15 protein-coding genes and 1 pseudogene are annotated in these 19,980 nt (G+C 47.4%); 12 read left to right on the top strand and 4 right to left on the bottom strand.

Going from position 1 to position 19,980, the window contains the following annotated elements; genetic code table 11:
* Positions 1-40: 40 nt before the first annotated feature.
* The 12 genes from ACYVEA_RS23925 (at position 41) to purB (ending at position 16,088) form a co-directional block, all read left to right on the top strand.
* A complete protein-coding gene (locus ACYVEA_RS23925) occupies positions 41-1,519 on the top strand; it encodes a complex I subunit 4 family protein (protein WP_461115952.1) in 1,479 nt (492 codons plus the stop codon).
* Between the two features lie 49 nt (positions 1,520-1,568).
* Positions 1,569-2,975: an NADH-quinone oxidoreductase subunit N gene (locus tag ACYVEA_RS23920; RefSeq protein WP_461115951.1), complete on the top strand. Its 1,407-nt coding sequence runs from the start codon at positions 1,569-1,571 to the stop codon at positions 2,973-2,975.
* A 138-nt stretch (positions 2,976-3,113) separates the two neighbouring features.
* Entirely contained in the window at positions 3,114-3,608 is a 495-nt protein-coding gene (locus ACYVEA_RS23915; RefSeq protein WP_093826016.1) for a GtrA family protein, read from the top strand.
* Positions 3,609-3,759: 151 nt separating this feature from the next.
* Positions 3,760-3,960, top strand: coding sequence for a hypothetical protein (locus ACYVEA_RS23910; RefSeq protein WP_461115950.1), 201 nt, complete (start codon positions 3,760-3,762; stop codon positions 3,958-3,960).
* A 152-nt stretch (positions 3,961-4,112) separates the two neighbouring features.
* Complete coding sequence (locus ACYVEA_RS23905; protein WP_461115949.1) at positions 4,113-4,682, top strand: sprT domain-containing protein; 570 nt, start codon at positions 4,113-4,115, stop codon at positions 4,680-4,682.
* Entirely contained in the window at positions 4,672-8,151 is a 3,480-nt protein-coding gene (gene porU / locus ACYVEA_RS23900) for a type IX secretion system sortase PorU (RefSeq protein ID WP_461115948.1), read from the top strand. Before ACYVEA_RS23905 ends, porU begins: the two co-directional genes overlap by 11 nt.
* A 118-nt stretch (positions 8,152-8,269) precedes the next feature.
* Positions 8,270-9,466, top strand: a complete 1,197-nt coding sequence (gene porV / locus ACYVEA_RS23895) for a type IX secretion system outer membrane channel protein PorV (protein ID WP_461115947.1) — start codon at positions 8,270-8,272, stop codon at positions 9,464-9,466.
* Positions 9,467-9,592: 126 nt separating this feature from the next.
* Positions 9,593-10,873, top strand: a complete 1,281-nt coding sequence (locus ACYVEA_RS23890; RefSeq protein ID WP_461115946.1) for a M16 family metallopeptidase — start codon at positions 9,593-9,595, stop codon at positions 10,871-10,873.
* A gap of 159 nt (positions 10,874-11,032) precedes the next feature.
* Entirely contained in the window at positions 11,033-11,683 is a 651-nt protein-coding gene (gene plsY / locus ACYVEA_RS23885; RefSeq protein WP_461115945.1) for a glycerol-3-phosphate 1-O-acyltransferase PlsY, read from the top strand.
* A 150-nt stretch (positions 11,684-11,833) separates the two neighbouring features.
* The gene (locus tag ACYVEA_RS23880) at positions 11,834-13,195 is read left to right on the top strand and encodes a dipeptidase (RefSeq protein ID WP_461115944.1); all 1,362 of its coding nucleotides are present in this window, start codon (positions 11,834-11,836) and stop codon (positions 13,193-13,195) included.
* 54 nt (positions 13,196-13,249) lie between these two features.
* Positions 13,250-14,701: a DUF1207 domain-containing protein gene (locus ACYVEA_RS23875; protein ID WP_461115943.1), complete on the top strand. Its 1,452-nt coding sequence runs from the start codon at positions 13,250-13,252 to the stop codon at positions 14,699-14,701.
* Positions 14,702-14,747: 46 nt separating this feature from the next.
* Positions 14,748-16,088 carry an adenylosuccinate lyase gene (gene purB / locus ACYVEA_RS23870; protein WP_461115942.1) on the top strand — a complete coding sequence of 447 codons (1,341 nt, stop codon included), beginning with the start codon at positions 14,748-14,750 and terminating at the stop codon, positions 16,086-16,088.
* 77 nt (positions 16,089-16,165) lie between these two features.
* Here purB and ACYVEA_RS23865 read toward each other — a convergent pair.
* From ACYVEA_RS23865 to gatB, 4 genes and pseudogenes are all read right to left on the bottom strand, one after another.
* A pseudogene (locus tag ACYVEA_RS23865) lies at positions 16,166-16,297 on the bottom strand (LytTR family transcriptional regulator DNA-binding domain-containing protein); the annotation flags it as partial.
* Positions 16,298-16,386: 89 nt separating this feature from the next.
* The gene (gene proC / locus ACYVEA_RS23860) at positions 16,387-17,190 is read right to left on the bottom strand and encodes a pyrroline-5-carboxylate reductase (RefSeq protein WP_461115941.1); all 804 of its coding nucleotides are present in this window, start codon (positions 17,188-17,190) and stop codon (positions 16,387-16,389) included.
* 110 nt (positions 17,191-17,300) lie between these two features.
* The gene (locus tag ACYVEA_RS23855) at positions 17,301-18,434 is read right to left on the bottom strand and encodes a redoxin domain-containing protein (protein WP_461115940.1); all 1,134 of its coding nucleotides are present in this window, start codon (positions 18,432-18,434) and stop codon (positions 17,301-17,303) included.
* Positions 18,431-19,921: an Asp-tRNA(Asn)/Glu-tRNA(Gln) amidotransferase subunit GatB gene (gene gatB / locus ACYVEA_RS23850; protein ID WP_461115939.1), complete on the bottom strand. Its 1,491-nt coding sequence runs from the start codon at positions 19,919-19,921 to the stop codon at positions 18,431-18,433. The genes ACYVEA_RS23855 and gatB overlap by 4 nt, the downstream gene beginning before the upstream one ends.
* Positions 19,922-19,980 lie beyond the last annotated feature (59 nt).

Raw genomic sequence — 19,980 nt, 5'->3', positions numbered from 1 at the left:
CTTTAGGCCGGCATTTCGGTCATAAATTATTAATCAGTACATGCTTACACTATTCCTGATTCTTTTCCCTGTCGTAGCGGCTACCCTGATTCTACTGTTTCGGGGAGAACGAATAAAACAGATGGCTTTGGTGGCCGCGTTGGTTGAACTGATTTTTGCTGGCTATGCATTCTTCCGGTTTCGCCCCGATACAAGCTCCCAGTTTGGCTTCGACTATGCCTGGATTGGCTCGCTAGGGATCCGATTTAGTGCTGGTATCGACGGCATTAGTGTGCTGCTGGTCTTGTTGACGGGCCTACTCGTTCCGTTCATTGTACTATCAACCTTTAATCGGTCGTACAAGCAACCGGCTACGTTCTACGCGCTAATGCTGTACATGCAGGCGGCACTGATGGGTGTTTTTACCGCTCGCGATGCATTTTTATTCTACTTCTTCTTTGAGGCCGCGCTGATTCCGATTTATTTTCTGGCTGCCATGTGGGGTGGTGAGAATCGTATTCCTGTTACGTTTAAATTCTTCGTTTATACGATTTTTGGGAGTCTGTTCATGTTACTGGCTTTGGTCTATTTATACTACCAGACACCCGCTACTAACGTATCAGCTCATTCAGCCGCCATTGTTGATTTGTATAAACTGAAACTTACTCCCGGTGCGCAGAACTGGGTATTCTGGGCCTTCTTTATTGCCTTTGCCATTAAAATGCCCGTTTTCCCGTTTCATACCTGGCAACCCGATACGTATGTTGAATCGCCAACGCCCGCTACCATGCTACTGGCCGGGATTATGCTTAAAATGGGGGTCTATGGACTGATTCGATTTATTTTGCCAATTGTGCCATTGGGTGTTGAGACCTGGGGAAAAACGGCCGTCGTTCTGGCAGTCATTGGTATTATCTATGGGGCTATTATCGCCATTCGCCAGCGCGATATGAAACGGTTGATCGCGTACTCATCGTTTTCGCACGTAGGACTCATGGCGGCCGGTGTATTCTCGCAAACCGAAACCGGGATGCAGGGCGCCTTGGTGCAGATGCTGGCACACGGAATCAACGTAGTGGGCCTGTTTTTTGTGGCCGACGTAATCTTTTCCCGCACAAACACCCGCCAGCTTGATCAGCTTGGTGGTATCACGCAGTCAACTCCCAAATTGACAGTCTACTTTCTGATTATGCTGTTGGGGAGCGTGGCCTTGCCGCTCACAAATGGCTTCATTGGTGAGTTTCTGCTGCTACATGGCGTCTTCACCTACAATCATTACCTGGGATTAGCTGCGGGGTTCACTATTATTTTCGGCGCGGTTTATATGCTTCGGATGTTTCAGAAAAGCATGTTTGGCCCTACCTCATCGCGTACGCAATCCTTTGCTGATCTGACTACTTCTGAAAGCTGGGTATTTATTCCACTTGTTGTTATGGTGTTCTGGATTGGAATTTACCCACATACGTTTTTAAAAGTAACCGAACCTGCCGTCGCCAATCTGATGAAATATATTGGTACCACAGCGGTGTCCATGAAGTAAAGCTCAATGTCGCTTGAGCTTGAAACGTCAAACATTGAATTAAAAAAATATGCTTCCCATCATTCTATTATCGGTTTTTGGTATTGGGTTATTGTTTCTTGGCTTCATGAAATCGAGGGCAGTGCTGTTACCAGCTACGTTGTTTTTTTTGCTCGTAACGCTGGCGATTAACTTCCTCGACTGGAATAAGAATTATCTGTACTTTAACGATATGATGCGGACTGACAACCTATCAATGGTATTTACGGCCATTGTATTGGGTTCAGCGTTTCTGGTGGTTGCCCTATCAGGAAGTTTCATGGAGAGTGAGGAAGCCCAACCGGCTGAATACTACGCTCTTATATTGTTCTCGCTCGTAGGTGCCGTAATGATGATCACCTTTGAGAATCTGATCATGCTGTTCGTTGGGGTTGAAATTCTATCGGTAGCCATGTATGTATTGACGGGTAGCGACAAGCGCAATCTGCGTTCGAACGAAGCCGCACTGAAGTACTTCCTGATGGGTGCTTTTACCACGGGTATTATGCTGTTTGGCATGGCTTTGCTCTATGGTGCAACCGGCTCGTTTACAGTCGCTGGCATCGGAGCCTATGCCGCTAATCCGCAGGCAGGTCTTTCTTTATTGCTCTATGTCGGTTTTTTGATGCTGTTAATTGGCCTGCTCTTTAAAGTATCAGCAGCTCCCTTCCATTTCTGGACACCTGATGTTTACGACGGCGCCCCAACGGTTTTTACAGCATTTATGTCCACAGTGGTCAAAACCGCTGGTTTTGCTGCTCTATTCCGATTGCTGTATGTGTCATTCGATGGGGTTTATTCGTTCTGGTGGACAATTCTTGCCATTATTACAGCCATCACACTTGTGATCGGTAACATTACTGCCGCTTACCAGAACAGCTTCAAGCGGATGATGGCTTATTCCAGCATTTCGCATGCGGGCTACCTGCTAATCGGTTTGGCCGCACTCGGGGCACAAACCAAACAGGCTATTGTCTTCTATTCGTTAGCCTATTCCGTAGCTACAATCTCGGCTTTTGGAGTGCTCCTGTTAGTGGCTCAGCAACGTAGCTCGCAGACGTTATCCAGAGAAAGTACATCGGCCGAAAGCTTCGACTCATTCAATGGGCTGGCCCGGCAGAATCCAATGTTAGGTTTTGCCATGACAGTGTCAATGCTATCGTTAGCTGGTATCCCGCTAACGGCCGGTTTCTGGGGTAAATTTTACATGTTTTCAACCGCGGTTGAGCGAGGCCAAATCTGGTTATTAGTTGTGGCAGTACTTATGTCGGCTGTTGGGATTTATTATTACTTCCGGGTTATTATTGCTATGTATTTCCGGAATGGCGCCACAGAGCCAATTCGGGTAGCTCCTTTTTATCAATATATATTACTGATAGCGACTATTCTAACGTTGGGATTAGGTATCGCTCCTGGGTTATTACAGGGTCTTTTCTGATAAGTAAGTCACTTATGTTCATACCGTACCCTAAGTTATCATCTATAGTGACATACACCTTTGAGTCCTAAGTTGTACTTTTGAGATCTTAAATAACCAATTAATAAATAAACTTAGCGCTTCTTATCCGGTAAAAAAGTGAACGTGAGCAGTATCGAACAGCCTAAACAAAGAGACTTTAAGGACTTTTTCTCGTTCTTTCTAACGGCCTTGCTGGGAGCGTCTATTAATTTTATTAGTCGAATCTTCTATCGGGAATTCTTTGATTTTGATACGAGTGTGCTGTGTGGCTACCTGACCGCAACCGTATTGACCTTCCTGCCAACTAAGAAATATGCTTTTGCGGCTGGTAAAACGGGTAATACAGGACGTGAAGCGATCAAATTTCTTGGCATATCTTTAGTTGCCTTGGTCGTACAGGTGTATGTAGCTCAATTTACACTAGAGTGGATTGCCACTCCTCTATTCCCTACACTCGGTAAAATCTATCGGGAAACGGGTTCCCATGTGGTTGGTATGGGCTTTAGCTTCCTGGCCAATTATTTTGGCCATAAATTATTGACTTTCCGTAGTACGGGCTTTTACGATAAAATTCGCTCGCGTTCATCTAAACAGGAAGAAGAACAGCTTTAATAGATAGATACAATCTTTCCTTTGTTCAATTTCGAATAGGATTTTTTTTATAGCAATCAATCTGCGGGACTCATAGATGGGGTAATAGATTGTATTAATTGAAAAAAAAGTATATTTGCCCTTGAAACCTAAAATATCACTACTAAGGGTAATGAAAAAAATATTCACTGTACTGTTCGTTGGCAGCATGCTAACATTTGCTGCTTGCCAAAGCAAACCTAAAACGGAAGAATCTACTACCGATTCAACCGCCGTAATTACAACAGACACCGCCGTTATTGCCACCGATTCGTCGACTACTGTAGTGACTGAATCTGATACGACAATGATTCCTGATAGCGTGAAAAAGTAAGTGTCGCTTATTTCAAATAGTCCAAAAGAGTCTTATCTTGTATAAGGCTCTTTTTTGTTTCGACTTTGACCAACGTTTTTACAACATACTGCCCACCCGCTTCAGTGGCCTATTGCCAACAGCTCTGGCAACACTATCAATTCAAATTTCTAGTGGCTAAACCACGCCGAACGCGCTTAGGCGATTTTCGGGTGTTGCCTCATAATCAGACACAAATCACCGTTAATGCGAATTTGAACCCTTACGCATTCCTGATTACGTATGTCCACGAAGTGGCTCATGCTGCTGTTAATCGTCAGTATAGAACACAGCAGCAAATAACCCTGCGTGGCGTTCGTTTACGTAGACCGTTACCACATGGAAGGGAATGGCAAACGGCTTTTCAGAGACTCATGCAGCCTCTTCTGAACGAAGCCGTTTTTCCAATGACTGTTTTACACCCTCTCCGACACTACTTGGCGAAACCGGCTGCTACAACCTCTGCAAGTCCTGCATTAATGCTGGCTCTACGGCGACTGGATATAAGTCCGATAGCATCCGTAGATGAAAATCAGGTATTGCTACGTGATGTGCCTGAGGGAGAGGTTTTTCAATTGGCAAAAAAGACCTATAAACGAGGTACGTTACGCCGTACTCGCGTCGTTTGTAAAGAACTATCGTCGGGGAAATCGTACGCAATTCTGGCTCATGCCTTAGTGTCAACAACAATAAATGATGAATGATACATGCAGAACAAGAAATGATCCACGAGTGAATAAGAGGAGAGTAAGGAGGTATAGGCTGTTCTACTTACTTATCATTCATCATTTATCATTCATCATTTTTCCATCAACGGCGCAGTCGGTTTTACGAACAGGAGACTGGGTGAAAATCGGCGTTACGGCATCTGGTGTTTATCGGCTTACTCCAGCACAATTGGCACGGGTCAACCCCGCTTTTGCCACCGCCGATCCACGACGGTTTCGGCTGTATGGTAACGGAGGAGCCGCCCTGCCCCAGCCCAATGCTACGCCTAGATTGGCTGACCTGACCGAAAATGCGATTCAGGTGGTGGGTGAAGCCGACGGCCGATTTGATGCCGGGGATGCGATTCTGTTTTTTGGACAAAGTCCGCACATTATTCGGTATGATTCAACAGCCCGGCGTTTCAGCCACCAGACGAATCCCTACGCCGACACGACTTTTTATTTTTTATCAATAGGTACGTCGTCAGGGCTTCGCATGGCTGATCGTCCGGCAGGCCCCTTCCTGGCTACACCAGCCATTACTACGTTCGATGACTACCAGGTTCATGAGCAGGATTTAGTAAAAATACCGACGGTATATTCAGGCCGGGAATGGTTAGGCGAATACCTGACCAATGATACAACCAACGTGATTCCCTTCGACGTACCGGGCGTCATGGCTACTGTACCCGCCCGGATAATCGCTTCCGTAGTTGCCGGGTCCACTATTCCCACTCAGTTTAAGCTTCAGCTTAATGGCCGGTTAGTAGGGACAATGGCTATGCCAACTATTACGGGTGGAAAGCCTGGCGAGTATGATTATCAGGGTATAGCGCGGACTGATACGTTTACAGCTAACCTTACCACAACGGATAGTCAAATCCGGCTTGCTGTTACCTATCAGAAAAATGGGCTATACGCTGCACAGGGTTACCTAAATTTTTTGACTTTCCAGGTACGACGTGAACTTCGGCAATATGATAAACCGACCTGGGTGCATCAATTGGTGGCTGGACAATACGCTGTTCGGCAGGCGGCCACTAGTTTACGCATCTGGAACGTGACCAATCCGCTTGTGCCCAGCATTCAGGGATATACGCTTTCGGCTACGCAGGAAGCAGGCTGGGCTGCTACTCAAGCAGGTGATTATTTCTTATTTACGGAGGGCCAGTACGAATCGCCCGTGTCGATAGTGCCAGTTGCTAATCAGGATTTGCACAGTCAGGACGTGCCAGATCTGTTGATTGTAACACCTGCTGCCTGGCGAAATCAGGCGGAACGGCTTGCTACGTATCGCCGTGACCATGATCAGCTATCGGTACTGGTCGTTACGACGCAACAAGTATATAATGAATTTGGCTCGGGACAAGCTGACCCTACCGCCATTCGGGATATGGCTCGGTATTTTTACCTGAAGCAACCGACTAAACTGCGCTATCTCCTGCTTTTTGGTGATGCCACCTACGACTACCGTAATATTTCTGGTTTTATCAGTCCTGCTCAACTGGCCAATATGGTGCCCGTCTATGAAAGTCGCGAGTCGCTGCACCCTGTATTGAGTTACTCGTCCGACGATTATTTTGGCTTCATGGATACCAACGAAGGTGAATGGCCGGAGCTTGGAAGGAGCGCGTATGGTGATGTTCCTATGGATATCGGCATAGGACGATTGCCGGTCAAATCGCCAGACGAAGCGCAGACCGTCGTTGATAAACTTATCCAGTATAGCTCTGACCAGACATTGACTGGCGACTGGCAAACTAAGGTTATGCTCGTTGCGGATGATGGTGATTACAATACGCATCAGCAGGACACGGATCAACTGGCCCAACGTATCGAAAAGATAGCGTCTGCTTACCGACCGGAGCGTGTGTTTCTGGACAACTATCCAACGGAAAATACCAATAATGGCCAGAAAGTCCCTATGGTTAATCAGTTAATTAATCAGGCTTTTTCGGATGGACGACTAATTATAAACTACAATGGGCATGGTGGTGAACTCACCTTGGCCGAGGAGCAGGTTGTGACTCTTCAGGACATCCTTTCCTGGAAAAATCGACGATTACCCCTGTTCGTAACGGCTACCTGCCAGTTTGGGCGGTATGATGACCCAACGGCTAATTCGGGTGCCGAACTGACCTTATTAAGCCGGACAGGTGGGGCAGTTGCGTTACTGACAACCACCCGCCCCGTGTATTCCAATACCAATCTGTTGCTCAACGAAGCCTTTTACAGCGCTGTCTTTGCGCCCGTCAATGGCCAGATGCCCCGTTTAGGTGACGTAATGCGGCTGACGAAAAATAAAAGCTTATCGGGGCCTCCCAATCGGAACTTTGCGCTATTGGGTGATCCTTCCCTGCGTTTGGCTTATCCACAAGCGCAGGCAACGCTTACTCAGGTGAACGGAAAAAATATAGCTGTCAATCGAATTGATACGTTACGAGCCTTACAAACGGTTGAACTTGCGGGCGAAATCCGGCAACAAGGTCAACGGTTAACAAACTTTACGGGAACACTTCGGCTCACTTTATACGATAAGACTGTAACGCATACAACGCTTGGTACGAAGGCTGATACACCCAAAATGACGTATCAGGAGTTTAGTAATCCTATTTTTTCGGGCCAGGTGCCAGTCCGTCAAGGACACTTCAGCGTACGGTTTACCATGCCGAAAGACATTGACTATACAGTTGGGCTTGGTAAATTGTATCTTTATGCTGTCCAACAGGATAGTTTACTGACAGCATTGGGCAGCAACGATAGTTTACGAATAGGAGGAAGTATTTTAGCCGATAGTATTGATACACAATCGCCTGTGATGGCGCTCTCGGTTGTTGGCGGTGTGAAAGAGGGAGAAACCATACACATAACTGGGCCAGACGTTACCTTACAGATAAATCTGAGTGATAATCGGGGCATTAACATCGCTCAGTCGGGATTAGGCCATGAATTGACAGCCCAATTTGGTGATCAGGCGAAAGTTATCGTAAATGACTACTATGTTGCCACTGGTGTGGATGGACGAGAGGGTGTGGTTCAATATAATTTCCGCGACGTAGCACCGGGAACTTACACGATTCGAGCCAAAGCTTGGGATATCAACAATAATTCCACAGAGGGTGCGTTGACCATAGTAGTTTCTGAACGGCCAGGATTAGCATTGAGAGTACTGCGGGTGAGTCCCAATCCGGTAATTACCCAGGCGGTAGTAACGGCTGAACTCAACCGCTCAGGCGAGCCTCTCGATTGGACATTGGGTGTCTATGACCTTAATAGTCGGTTGCTAAATCAGCAAAGGGGCCAGTGTACTGCCTGCGATGCTACGTTGGACGTTGGCCATTGGAATGGCCTTACCGATACCGGTCAATCGGTTCCAAATGGGTTGTATATCGTTCGGCTTGAAATCCGATCGGCAACGGATGGAACACTAGCCATTAGCACGGGACGATTGGTATTAACAAAATGATTTACTGAGATATAGCGTCTCTCTTTTTCTTATCCAACGTTTCATTGTAATTTTGACCGCACAGAACTGCTTATAAAATACATCTCACCAGTTACTGTCGTTGACTAACATTCTTTGTATGAAGCGAAACTTTGCTCGTATTCTCCTTGGCGTTTGTAGTTTTTCCCCGTTCGTCATTTTTGCTCAAACCACCGTTCCAGTCGTCCCCACACTTAGCGGCCAATTAAATATTCCGACCTCAGCGGTCCCGTTTCTTAACTTCACTCCCGATGCACGCTCTGGTGCGCTTGGGGAGGCTGGCGTAGCCCTTGGCGATGCCGATGCAAACGCGGTTTACTGGAATCCCTCAAAACTAGTCTTTGCCAAACAGTCGTCTGGCGCGTCAGTTTCCTATACGCCCTGGCTTCGCAACCTGATTGGCGACATGTATTATACGTACCTGAGCGGCTATGGGAAAGTTGGTAAAAACTCAGTCATATCAGGCTCATTGATGTATTTCGACCTGGGAACGGTCGATTTTACGACAGCAACCGGTGTGGCGGCTGGTACATTTAATTCTCGGGAATACGCTTTAACCGCTTCATTTGCGCAACGGCTTTCGCAAAACTTTTCGATGGCGGTTGACATTAAGTACCTTAATTCCAATCTGGCGGCTGGCAGCAGTACGCCGGGGTTAAAACCGGGGGCAACTGCCGCAGCTGATATTAGCGCCTTCTACCAGAATGAATCGCGAGACCGTTCTACAGGCCAGGGTATTGGGTGGGCCTTCGGGGGTATGATTTCCAATCTTGGTGGTCAAATCAACTACGGTGGCACTCAAAATTCATATATTCCAACCAATCTTCGTTTAGGAACCGCTCTGACGCTTTATGCCGATCAGTACAATAAATTCAATTTTGTGCTTGACTTCAATAAGCTGATGGTACCAACGCCGAACTACGTTAATGGCGTAAACCTGAATGCGGGTAAAAACTATTTTGGTGCGGTATTCGGTTCTTTTGCTGACGCACCGGGGGGCTTTAGTGAAGAGTTGAAAGAGGTCACCATCTCAACGGGTGTTGAATATTGGTATAACGATCAGTTTGCCGCCCGTGTTGGTTACTTCAATGAGTCAGCCGAGAAAGGGGGGCGCAAATACTTCACAACTGGCATTGGCTTGCGTTTGCAACAGCGGTTTGGCGTCGATTTCTCATACCTGATTCCTATTAAACAAGGAAATCCTCTAGCCGATACTTTCCGGATTTCATTGCTATTCAACTTTAGCAAAGGAAACCGAATCGGTGATGATGAAGAGACGACAGATGATTCAAAATAAATAAAGAGCGAAATCGGCCCGCCGAAACGGACTGAAAGAGCGAAAGAGTAAGAGCCAGCCGGTTTGATTCACTCTCTCACTCTTTCAGTCCGCTTCGGCGGGCCGATTTCGCTCTTTTTACACCAAATGATACTCGATAGAACCCAGTCTCCTGCTTTTCAAGCTATTCAGGAAGTTCGGCTTCCTGCTGTACAAACTCATCGCTTAGACAATGCCATACCTCTACATCTGATTGCCGTTGCCCAACAACCTGTTCTTCGTTTAGAGTGCGTATTTGATGCCGGAACCTGGTACGAACAAGTGCCTGGTACGTCGTTCTTCGCCATGAAAATGCTGTCGGAGGGGACCCCTTCCCGTTCGTCGGCCGAAATCAGTGAATATGTCGATCGATATGGGGCCTTTCTGGAATTGAACAGCGGTCCCGACCGGGCTAGTATTGTCGTTTACTGCCTGACGAAGTTTCTGCCTGAGGTACTGCCAATACTTCGTGAGATGCTCACGGAGCCGACTTTTCCACAGAAAGAGCTAGACGATCTGCGCAATATTACCCTCCAGAACCTGCGCGTCAATTACGAAAAAAACGCCTATCTCGCCGGTGTCCTGTTTCGGGCAAAGTTGTTTGGCGCTGAGCACCCATATGGTCGTAGCCAGCGCCCTGACGTAGTGGAGCAACTCACGCGGGAAGGTGTCGTCACCTTTTATGAGCGGACTATCCAAAATCGTCCGTTTCAGATAATTCTGGCCGGAGATGCTACCGAAAACGAGGTACTTCTCATCAATCGCGAGCTAGGCCAGCTTTTTATTCGGACAGACTCTTTAGCGTCGTTTGTCGATAATACACTGGCTGATAGCGATTTGCCCGTTCTGGCCGAAAAGCCTGATAGTGTCCAATCCTCCATCCGATTAGGTCGGCGTCTTTTTAATCGGGCGCATCCTGATTATTTCAGAATGCTGGTGACAAATGAGATTTTAGGTGGCTATTTTGGGTCTCGGTTAATGAAAAATATCCGGGAGGAAAAAGGATTTACCTATGGTATTTCATCGAATATGCCCTCCTATCGCCGGGATGGGTATTTCCTGATCGGTACTGATGTCAACAAGGAAAATACCCAGCAAACGTTAGACGAAATCCGTAAGGAAATTCGAATCCTACAGACTGAACTGGTTCCCGACGAAGAGCTGGAGGTTGTAAAAAATTACATGGCTGGTGAATTTGTTGGCTCACTCAACACGCCCTTCGAAATTGCCGATCGGTATAAAGTGATTCTGCTGGATGGCATGTCTGCCGATTTTTTGACTACGTACATTCAAAAGATACGCGCTGTTACGCCAACTGATATTCTGGAAATGGCTACCCATTATTTGGCTAGTGATTATTTACGCGAAGTTGTCGTGGGGGGCAAATAAGGATATTGGTCAATAGAGTAGGTAGCCAGGTTATTTATGGGATATAAAGATTGGCCGATTAGTAACAATCGCTTAATTTTGAGGTTACATTCTCTTTACAAGGCTAATTGTTTCAATTAGTCAACTTCTTTATCCAGCAATTATTCAGTCAAATTTTTAATGAACGTCCTTCTAATTTGCATTACTACAGTAGTCGCCTACTTGTTAGGGTCAATTCCTACCGCTGTTTGGTACGGGCAGGGATTCTTTGGCGTTGACATTCGGCAGTTTGGTAGCGGAAACGCTGGTGCCACAAATACCTTTCGGGTATTGGGTAAACGAGCCGGAACCATTGTAATGCTGGTTGATGTGTTAAAAGGGTATACGGCTGCTGGTCTCTCGACTCTACTTTGGTATGCCGACGTCATTACGACTAATGAAGTCCTGACGTTCAAGATCGTTTTTGGCCTAGTTGCTGTTATTGGCCACTTGTACCCTGTTTTTGCTGATTTTAAGGGTGGTAAGGGCGTAGCATCGTTGCTGGGCATGATGCTGGCTACTCACCCAGAAATGGCCGTTGTTTGTATTGGCATCTTTCTGTTGGTCGTTATTGCCTCGCAATACGTATCATTAGGGTCAATCATGGCGGCTCTGGCCTTTCCGGTTCTCCTATTATTGCAAATTTTTGGTCAGAAAGAAAGCCCCCTACTTATCGTCTTTGGTTTCATTGTCTTCCTGCTGGTTGTGGTCACCCACCAGAAAAACATTGGCCGATTGTTACGCGGTCAGGAAAGCAGAACTATCCTGATTCGATTTCGGAAGAAGGAATAAACGAAGAAACAACGTTCTGATATGAATTGACGCCCCGGCGTTGCGCGAAAAGTGCGTAACTTCGGGGCGAACTTTTTGGATGTATGATGTATAATGTAGGAAGTATGATGTATTGGCCTATATCATATATCATACGCCATATATCCAAACATGACTAATTACCTCGAAACCAACAAACAACGGTTTTTAGACGAATTGCTCGAATTATTGCGCATTCCGTCCGTATCGGCCGACTCTACGTTCAAAGGCGATGTGCGCCGGGCCGCTGAATTTGTTAGAGACAAATTAACCGCGGCTGGCCTGGATAACGCTACGTTGTATGAAACACCGGGCCATCCTGTTGTATACGCTGAAAAATTCGTAGATGCTGCCAGACCGACTGTACTGGTCTACGGCCACTATGATGTTCAACCGGCTGATCCCTATGAACTTTGGCATACCCCCCCGTTTGAGCCGACCATTCGGAATGAGCGTATTTACGCCCGGGGTGCCTGCGATGACAAAGGCCAGTTCTACATGCACATCAAGGCAATTGAGGCTATGGTGGCGACGGACGGCTTGCCCTGTAACGTCAAGGTGATGATTGAGGGGGAAGAAGAGGTAGGCTCTGACCACCTTGGCCTCTTCGTTACCGAACACCGGGATATGCTTAAGGCTGACGTTATTCTGATTTCTGACACCAGCATCATCTCCAACGAAACGCCTTCGCTTGAAATGGGTCTCCGTGGTCTTTCGTACGTGGAAGTCCAGGTAACCGGCCCCAACCGCGATTTGCATTCGGGTGTGTATGGAGGAGGGGTTGCCAATCCGATTAACGTATTGTGCGAAATGATTGCTTCGCTTCATGACGAGAATGGCCGCATCACGATTCCTGGTTTTTATGATAACGTAACTGATTTAAGCGATACTGAACGTAGTGAATTAGCCAAAGCACCGTTCGATCTGGACGAGTACAAGCGTGATTTGGGTATCGGAGACGTAATGGGTGAAACGGGCTATTCGACCAACGAACGCACCTCTATTCGACCAACACTGGATGTTAACGGTATCTGGGGCGGATACACGGGTGAAGGGGCCAAAACTGTGCTGCCATCGAAAGCTTCAGCTAAAATCAGTATGCGGTTAGTACCCAACCAGACCCCGGACGAAATTACCGAACTATTTACAAAGCACTTTAAATCTATTGCGCCCGCTGGTGTGACAGTTGAGGTGATGCCCCATCATGGTGGTATGCCTTACGTAACGCCGGTCGACTCCGTCGAGTTCGAAGCGGCCAGCAAAGCGATGGAAGAAGCCTGGGGTAAGAAACCCATACCAACGCGTGGGGGCGGGAGTATTCCCATCACGGCCTTATTCGAAAAAGAACTCGGCGTAAAGTCTATTTTGATGGGGTTTGGATTAGATAGTGATGCGCTGCATTCACCTAATGAAAGCTATGGCCTGTTTAATTTTTATAAGGGTATCGAAACCATTCCCTATTTCTACAAATACTATTCTGCACTTAAACAATAGACTGTTCGGCCTGAATTAATGCGGCACACGTTAAGAATTATTCACTTGTATTTTATGAGAAAAACGCTGTCGGTTCTCTTGCTGAGTTTTTTAGCAGGAACATTGGCTGTAGCACAGCAAGCCCCAACGACGCCTACCCGTACCCTGACGCCTGCTGAACAGAAGCAGAAAGACAAAATAGACCGCGAAATTCAGCGAGAACGCCAGATTCGGGCAGAGTGGGCCCAAAAACAGCGCGAATACGAAGCGAAACAGGCCGAAAAAGAACGCCAGAAACAGGCTAAAAAAGCGGGTAAAGATGTGCAGCCGCAGGAAGCTCCGCCAGCAAAACCGGCCGTTGTAACCCCAGCTACACCAACGCCAACAGCGCCAGCTACTACGCCAACAGCAAGCCAACCGGTAGAGACTGCACCGGCCGTTGCGGAACCTTCGCGGAAAGAGTTGAGAGAAAAGCGCAGACAGGAGGAAAAAGAAGCTAAAGAACGCGGAGAAGCTAAAGAAAAAGAAACAAAAGACGCTAAAGAAGCACAGGAAAAAACAGCAAAAGAAGCGAGAGAGACCAAAGAAAAGGCGGAGAAAGCAAACCGGCCTACTCCGGCTGCTCCAACAGCCCTGCCTGTCGAGAAGCCCGTTAAATTCCCTGGAGCGAAGCGGGGGAAAATTCCTGTCTTTCAGCCGGTTGACTCAACCTTGGAGGCAGGTAGTGAGCCAACTTCGCTACGCCCCCGACGAGAATTTCTGCCAAAAGGCCACTTATTCGAACCAATTTTACTTGACCCGCTGGAAGCCCAAACCTATGGAAGTGTTTTGCCGGGCTATTGGACCGAAGGGCAAAGGTATAAGGGTAGTATTGTTCCATTCGCTTTTGGTTTTGCCAAGCCTTTTTATCGCCGGACTACGTCGCCAGGTCGCTCCGAAGAATGGGTACTTGATCTAGCGTCCTTTACGCAGTTTGAGGCTTATCACGACGATAAGTTAAATAAAGCTCGTCGGCAGATCATAAATAATGATTACAAAATCAGTATTATTTACAACATCCGCCGGGGCGAAAACAACTATCGGATTCGGGTATATCACCTGTCATCGCACTTGGGAGACGATTACATCTACCGCAATAAATTAGGGGCTCCTTCCCCAAATTCGGTTAACTACGAACTTCTGGACATCACTTATAGCCGGAACGTAAGTAACTGGCGGTTGTATGGAGGGGCTGGTGTGGTGTTGCGCAAGACTGAGGAACGGAAACCACTGAGTGCTCAACTGGGCGCATTTTATAAAAAGCCATCGGCCAAAGCGGCCCGATTAGTGGGTGGGGTCGACATTAAATTCTGGCAACAGACCGACTTCCGGCCGGGTATTCACGGTGGAGTTGGTATTGAACTAGGGCGCACCCAAAATAATCTGACGTTCTTGCTGGAAGGCTACTCGGGTTTTCGCCCATACAGCCAATTCGAAGACCAGCAAACATCCTGGATCGGCGTTGGCCTATATCTAAACCCCTTCTGATGTAAGCGCTTACGTGAGCGCTTACATTGTAAAATATAATTACCGTATGAATTTATCTGCTTTAACGGCCATCTCACCTGTTGACGGTCGCTACCGGTCGCAGGTTGACGTATTGGCTCCTTATTTTTCTGAATTCGGCCTGATTCATTACCGCGTTCGTATTGAGATTGAGTATTTTATTGCCCTCTGCGAATGGCAGTTACCACAGTTGGCTGGTGTTGACCGGGTACAATTTCCTGCGTTGCGGGCACTCTACGAAAACTTTGCGGAAGCTGATGCGCTACGTATCAAGGAGATCGAGAAAACAACGAATCACGACGTTAAGGCAGTTGAATATTTCATCAAAGAGAAGTTGAAAGGCTCGCCGGTTGAGCCATTTCTGGAGTTTGTTCACTTCGGTCTAACCTCACAGGATATTAATAATACAGCGATCCCGCTGTCATTGTCTGACGCGCTAGACACCGAGATTGTGCCGATGTACCAACAAATATTCCAACGTTTACAGCAGTTAGCTGAGGAGTGGAAAGATGTCCCGATGTTAGCCCGGACACATGGTCAACCGGCTTCGCCAACGCGCTTAGGGAAAGAATTGATGGTGTTTGTAGAACGTATTGAAAAGCAACTCAGCCTATTATCCTCTATTCCGACGGCGGCTAAGTTTGGGGGAGCAACGGGCAATTTTAATGCCCATGCGGTGGCGTACCCCAATGAAGACTGGAAGAAATTCGGTGATCAGTTTGTTGAGAGTTTGGGGATGGTACGTAGTCAGTTTACAACGCAGATAGAGCATTACGACATGCTGGCGGCTACGCTCGACGCGTTTAAACGTCTGAATACCATTCTGATTGATCTCGACCGTGACATCTGGACCTATGTGTCGATGAATTATTTTAAGCAACGGCTGAAGGAAGGTGAAGTCGGTTCATCAGCGATGCCACACAAAGTGAATCCGATTGATTTCGAGAATTCAGAAGGAAATCTGGGGATTGCCAACGCGCTGTTTGAGCATCTTTCCGGCAAATTACCCATCTCCCGGCTTCAGCGCGACCTGACCGACTCGACCGTGCTTCGTAGCATTGGGGTTCCATTTTCCCATTCATTTATTGCCTTGAAATCATTGCTGAAAGGCTTGAACAAACTGGAGTTAAATACGGCGGCTCTCAACGCAGATCTTGACGATAACTGGGCCGTTGTGGCCGAAGGCATCCAGACGGTTCTCCGGCGTGAAGGCTATCCCAAACCTTACGAAGCACTGAAAGCACTCACCCGCACAAACCAAAAAATTACGGCTGATACCATCCGGCAGTTTATTGATGAATTGGACGTATCAGAGGCCGTGAAAGGCGAATTGCGCGCCATAACGCCATTTACCTATACGGGTCTTTAATACCGACTGTTTTAGTTGGTAGTGAAGACCTTGTTCAAAAGCCTATTTTCTTTGGAAAATCATCTTTATAATTACCGTTAATAAGTCTCAATCGTATTGATAAAATCCCGATTACCTTCTATATGTGTGATCCTGGCTTTATTTATAATGAAGGAACAGTGAATGCGAATAAACGCTGATTGAGGAGGTAATTCTGCAAAACTAGAAAGAGCATACTGGGCATAGGTATGCTTTGCAAAGTGACAAGTTTAGTATAGATGCCGTTGCAGTACCGACTGTTCCGGTCGATACTACACAATTACCCTTTCGATAATTCCATTGCCCGTGTTTGGGCGGCTTTAATGCCCGCCACCAACGTATCGGCTAGGGCACCGCTTTCAAATTCACGAAGGGCCGCTTCGGTCGTGCCACCTTTGGATGCTACGGCTTTGATAAGTTCATCTAATGATTTGTCGGCAGTATTAATAAGATGATACGCACCGAGCATCGTTTGTTTTACCAAGAGTGCCGATACCGCATCATCGAAACCCATTTGCTTTCCGGCGTCTATCATGGCTTTCACCACGTAGTAAAAGTAAGCCGGACCACTGCCACTGAGTGCCGTAACGGCGTCAATCATGGATTCATCTTCCAGGAAAATAGATCGGCCTGTAGCATTAATGAGGTTTTCAACTTTACGAAGACTAGCCAGATCGACTTCTTTTGCCGCTGTAAAGCCCGTAATCCCCATACCAAGCATAGCGGGCGTATTAGGCATGGCCCGCACAACCAGCGGATGCGCCAATTTTTCCTGAATCTGCGCGATTGGAATGCCCGCCATGATCGACAATATGACCTGCTTTGGCTGAATAACGGTACGTAGTGATTCATGAACACTGTTAAAATCCTGGGGCTTCACCGACAAAATGATCAAGTCTGTTTCGCCAACGTGTGGACCGATGGTGTCGACCACGACGCCCGCTTTTTCGCTCTTCAGGGCTTCGGAGCGGTCGGTACTTTTTTCGATCAGGAGTAAGTCGTCTTTTTTTACGAGATCATACTGTAAAAACGATTTGGCAAAGGCCATGCCCATATTGCCACAGCCGACGATAGTAATTTTCATTCGTTTAACGAGCGAAAGAGTGAGTGAATGAACAAAGCCTAGCTGATGAAGTAAACAAAAAGGTCGGATTCAAAAATCCGACCCCACAAAACTAATGACTTGTATTTAACTCATTGACCACCTTTCAGAACTTCTTCCAGTTTTTGTTCCAAAGCATCACCCCGCAGGTTCTTGGCAATGATTTTACCGTCTTTATCGAGCAGGAACGTAGCCGGTATAGCCTGAACGCCATATTGCTGAGCCGCAGCCGACTGCCAGAATTTTAAATCTGACACATGCGTCCAGGTGAGATTGTCGTTACGAATGGCCTTTGTCCAGTTGGCTTTAGCCTGATCTAACGAGACGCTGTAGATAGCAAAGCCTTTGTCTTTGAATTTGTTATACATGCGTACTACGTTCGGATTCTCTTGCCGACAGGGGCCGCACCAGGATGCCCAGAAATCGAGCAAAACGTATTTACCACGTAGCGAAGAAAGCGCCACTGGCGTGCCGGTTGTATCACTCAATGAAATCTCAGGAGCCTGCGCACCAATCGACACGCCTTTAATACGCGCCACGCGACCAATGAGCGATTTTGCATGTGGGCTATTCGGTCTTTCCTTTTCAAACCGTTGAGCCAGTGCATCATACGTAGCAAAATCGGTATCTATGTTGATGAAATTCAATGCAAAAAGCGACACAAGCGAAGTGCCCATTTCGGGTAACATGGCTTTTACTTTGTTGACAACGTCGGTTTCGGCAGCCTCGTACTGCTGTTCAATCTGAGCAATCGTCTTATTATCTTTCTTTTCTGTCGCGGCTGCCACTTGCTTGTTCCAACTGGCTACTTTCTTTTCCATGTCGGTACGTAGCGTATTCAGCTTATCGTAGTACTCCATGTTTTTGGAGCCAGTTACGGTTGCTTTCCCTTCCTGTCCGGTCTTTGCATCCATTCGGAAACCGTCTGCTACTACGTTCAGTGTTTCGCCACCCTCAACCAGCAGGGCCATCTTTTGGCCTCCACCCACGTTTAGTACGAAGACTTCACCACCGTCCGCCACTTTACCGTTGATTGTGAACGTATTCCCCGCTGCCACTTTTGCTGAGTCAATTTTATGGGTTGGCTGGGAGTTGGTTTCCAGATAGACGTAGCTACCCGGTGCAGCCTTTGTTACTTTGCCCGTTACCGTAAATGGCTTGGTTTGGGCGTTGGCCGAAAGGCTCAAAGCCAGTAAACTGGCGACACTAAAAAGTAAATTTTTCATGTTGTCTGTAATGTCTTCGCTAACAACGCATTAACCAATTTCGGATCGGCTGATCCTTTCGATTTTTTCATTACCTCACCAACAAACAGACCCAGCAGGTTCTTCTTGCCTTTTCTATATTGCTTCACTTTGTCGGGCCATGCTGCCAGTACCTGTTCTACCAACGCTTGGAGGTCGTCGGTATTGCGATTCTGCACCAGGCCGTGAGCCTGAGCCAGATCGGCGGGTGATACGTTCGGCTGATCGGTCATTAGCACAAATACTTGCTGGGCCGCTGTTTGGCTTATTATACCACTGTCAATCAACGCAATAAGGGATGCCAAACGTTCAGCCGAAACAGGGAATTGGCGTTCACGTAGTGTTTTCTCGTTGAGGTGGCCTTTTACCGGGCCCATAACCCAGTTCGACGCGGCTTTGTAGTTTTCTGTATACGTGCAGACGGCTTGGTAGTACTCGGCCAGTTCTTTTGCATCGGTTAACAGGGCGGCATCATAATCGGGCAGACCATAATATGTGGTAAATTTCTGATACAGAGCGGCCGGAAGCATCGGCATACGAGCCTGAACATCCGCCAGCCACTCTTCCGAAATAACGACCGGCGTCAGGTCGGGGTCAGGGAAGTACCGGTAATCGTTCATGGTTTCCTTCTCGCGCATGGCGTAGCTGAGGCCGGTGGCTGCATCGAAGGTGCGGGTCTCCTGTATGATACGTCTCCCCGATTCGGTCAGTTCGACCTGCCGCAGAAACTCGCTATCTACTGCCCGCATTACGTTTCGAATGGAGTTCAGATTTTTGACTTCAACCTTCGTGCCCAGATACGTAGCACCTTTGGGGCGGATGGAAACGTTGACATCACAACGTAGCGATCCTTCTTCCATATTGCCATCGCAAATATCCAGATACCGAACCAACCGCCGGACTTCGGTCAAATACTGACCGGCTTCATCGGCAGTGCGAAGGCAGGGGTCGGTTACCATCTCGATAAGGGGCGTTCCAGCGCGGTTGTAATCCAGTTGCGTTGCCCATTCATCGCCATCATGAATCGATTTTCCGGCGTCTTCTTCGAGGTGAATGTGATGAATCTGAATTGTTGTCTGGTATGGCTGGCCCGTTGCTGGGTCTTTCACTTTAACCAAAATACCCCCACCCACGCAGATTGGCCCTTTGTCCTGCGACAATTGGTAGCCCTTTGGCAGATCGGGATAAAAGTAGTTTTTGCGTGCAAATATGTTATGACGGGTGATTTCACTGCCGCAGGCCAGCCCCATTCGGATGGCATACTCAACAGCCTTTCGATTTAATTTGGGTAGCGTTCCCGGATGTCCTAACGTAATAACGCTGATATTTGTATTCGGATCAGCACCGAACGCGTTGGCATCGGCCGCGAAAATTTTGCTGTTCGTCATCAACTGGCAGTGTACTTCCAGTCCGATAACGGCTTCATATTGGGCCAGAACCTCCGGCGAAAGGGTCGCTTCGGCTACCATTGTCAATAAAAAATGATTTAAGGCAAAGATAGCGAAAAGGCGCGGAGGGCTAAGCTTTG

Source organism: Spirosoma jeollabukense, assembly GCF_054777855.1.
The sequence above is the reverse complement of the archived record's forward strand: the minus strand, read 5'-3'. Positions and strand labels throughout refer to the sequence as shown.